The 2907-nt window shown below is 39.7% G+C and carries 2 protein-coding genes; both read right to left on the bottom strand.

Annotated elements, in window-relative coordinates:
• Nucleotides 1-157: 157 nt before the first annotated feature.
• Nucleotides 158-1240, bottom strand: a complete 1083-nt coding sequence (locus tag D5R40_RS31660; RefSeq protein ID WP_124155787.1) for a TRAP transporter substrate-binding protein — start codon at nt 1238-1240, stop codon at nt 158-160.
• Nucleotides 1241-1363: 123 nt separating this feature from the next.
• A complete protein-coding gene (locus D5R40_RS31655) occupies nt 1364-2470 on the bottom strand; it encodes a TRAP transporter substrate-binding protein (RefSeq protein WP_124146384.1) in 1107 nt (368 codons plus the stop codon).
• Nucleotides 2471-2907: the final 437 nt, after the last annotated feature.

Raw genomic sequence — 2907 nt, 5'->3', positions numbered from 1 at the left:
AATAGGGAACAGTGGGAAAAACACTTCCTTTATGCGAATTCTCAATTCTCAATTCACTTATTTATTTATGTGTTATAGCAGGGAACAGGGAATAGGGAACAGTGGGAAAAACACTTCCTTTATGCGAATTCTCAATTCTCAATTCTCAATTCTCAATTCACTTTGGGTTATTGAAGGAAAACTGAGCAAAACTCAACTCATTAACTTTATTCCAATTAAAAACTTGCTCCCGAAATTTTTTCCACTGTTGATAAACTTCCTGAAAACTCCCATCTTTACTAGCATTTTCCTCATAAATTTCAAAAGCAGCTTTCTGAGCAGCTTGCATAATTTCTGGGCTAAAAGGTCTCAACTGAACACCTTTTTCAATCAATCTTGGCAAAGCTTCACCATTCAAAAAATCATATTGAGCCAACATATTCAAATTAGTTTCATAAGCAGCAGTCTGAAAAATTTCCTGATATTCCTTTGGTAACTTATTCCAAGCATCCAAATTAACCAATACATCTAAAGTCAGACCAGGTTCCCACCAACCAGGATAATAATAATATTTTGCAGCCTTATATAAACCCAATTTCTCATCATCATAAGGTCCAGTAAATTCAGCAGCATCAATAGCACCTCTTTCTAAAGCCAAATAAACTTCCCCACCAGGTAACACCTGAACATTTACTCCCAACTTACTCATCACATCCCCTCCTAAACCAGGAATGCGCATCTTTAAACCATTGAGGTCAGCCAAAGTATTAATTTCCTGCCTAAACCAACCACCCATTTGTGCCCCTATGCCACCCGCAGGGAAGTTAATAATGTTAAAATCAGCATAAACTTTTTGCATCACTTCTAGACCCCCACCATGATATAGCCATGCATTCTGTTGTTGGGTAGTAAAACCAAATGGAACAGTAGTCGCAAACACAAGAGTAGGATTTTTGCCTTTATAATAAAAACTAGAAGTATGACCACATTGTACGGTGCCTTGTTGTACAGCATCTAAGACTTCCAACCCTCCGACTATTTCACCAGCTTGATAGGGAGTAATAGTAAATTTACCGTTGGTCATAACTGTGACGCGATCGCAAATCCTCTGTGCTCCACCAAACAAAGTATCCAGAGATTTCGGCCAACTCGTTGCCATTCTCCATTTTATCTGTTGGGGTTCGGTTTGACTCAATGCAGGTAAAGCAACTGCACTTGTACCAGCAACAGTAGCATAACTAATTAGGTTTCGACGTTTCATTATCTTATATGTTATTTATTGATAGCAACCACCAGAGCAGTTAGGACATTCTCGCTCTTCTCAAATTTAGTCACAGCAACCTCTCCCTCTTCCCTCTCTTCCCCCTCTCCCCTCTCTTCTGATTCAGCTTGGGGAGTTATTGAAGGCAAACTGAGCAAAACTTAATTCATTAATAGCATTCCATTGATAAATCTGTTCTCGGAACTTTTTCCACTGTTCGTAGACTTCTTTAAAGGTTGCATCCTGATTAGCTTTCTCTTCGTAAAATTCAAAAGCTGCTTTCTGTGCTGCTTGTAAAATTTCTTGACTGTAAGGGCGTAATTCAGTGCCACCTGCTATCAATTCTGCCAATGCTGCTCCGTTTAAAGCATCATATTGGGCGAGCATACTTATATTTGCTTGATATGCAGCACTTTTAAAAGTTTCCTGATATTCTTTTGGCAACTTATTCCATTCATCCAGATTAACTTGCACCTCAAAAGTCGGACCAGGTTCCCACCAACCAGGATAATAATAGTATTTCGCAGCATTATTTAAACCTAGTTTCTGGTCATCATAAGGACCTACCCATTCCGCAGCATCAAGAGCGCCTCGCTCCAAAGCTAGATAAATTTCACCACCAGGCAATACTTGAGCATTTACACCTAATTTTTTCATTACTTCCCCACCAAAACCAGGGATACGCATACTTAAACCATTTAGATCGTTAACTGTGTTAATCTCTCGTTTAAACCAGCCTCCCATCTGCGTCCCACTATTACCAGCAGGAAAACTAATAATGTTAAAGTCGGAGTAAAGCTTGTGCATTATTTCTAACCCTCCACCATGATAATACCAAGCATTCTGTTGTTGGGCAGTTAAGCCAAAGGGGACAGCAGTGCCAAAAGCAAGAGCTGAATTTTTACCAACATAATAGTAACTAGCAGTATGGCCACATTGTACTGTACCTTGTTGGACAGCATCCAGAACCTCTAAACCTCCGACTATTTCACCAGCTTGATAGGGGGTAATGGTAAATCTGCCATTAGTCATAGCTGCGACGCGATCGCATACTGTTTGTGCCCCACCAAAAACTGTTTCTAAGGAACGAGGCCAACTCGTGGTCATTCTCCATTTTACAGAGGGCAAGCTATCAGTAGAGGTAGTTTCAGTGGTAGTTTGACTACAAGCGGCTAAAGTTGCGACACTTGCAGCAGTTGCAATATGGTTAATTAGTTTTCTTCGTTTCATTGTTTTATATTATTTGTGTTTTAAGCTTTTCTACTTAGTATTAGATCAGGTTTCAGGGTTTGATATCTTGATCAAAGGGAGTAGAAACAGAAGCTGAAATCTTACCCAAGTATATAGTAAAATAGGCAAAAATACCTCAAACTATAAAGTCTAGCGCTATATTCACTGCCATCTCAAAAATCTTATTTATCAAAATAATTGGGTCGCGCAACCCCGCCTTGATTAGCAAAATGTTTTTAGAGGGTTGCTCTAATCCCTGTTACCAAAAAAACTTCTGTACGTCGCCAATCCGACGGCTCCCCTATCTGACTTCTGACTCCTGAGTTCGTTAAATTTCACCAAAGGCGATCAACGTGAAGCCACAATCATCAGGTCTGTCAGGTGATGAAGTCACAACAACTAAGTGATATGGCATAACTTCAACAATGGCAACTGAC

The sequence above is a fragment of the Okeania hirsuta genome (assembly GCF_003838195.1).
GTDB lineage: Bacteria > Cyanobacteriota > Cyanobacteriia > Cyanobacteriales > Microcoleaceae > Okeania > Okeania hirsuta.
The sequence above is the reverse complement of the archived record's forward strand: the minus strand, read 5'-3'. Positions and strand labels throughout refer to the sequence as shown.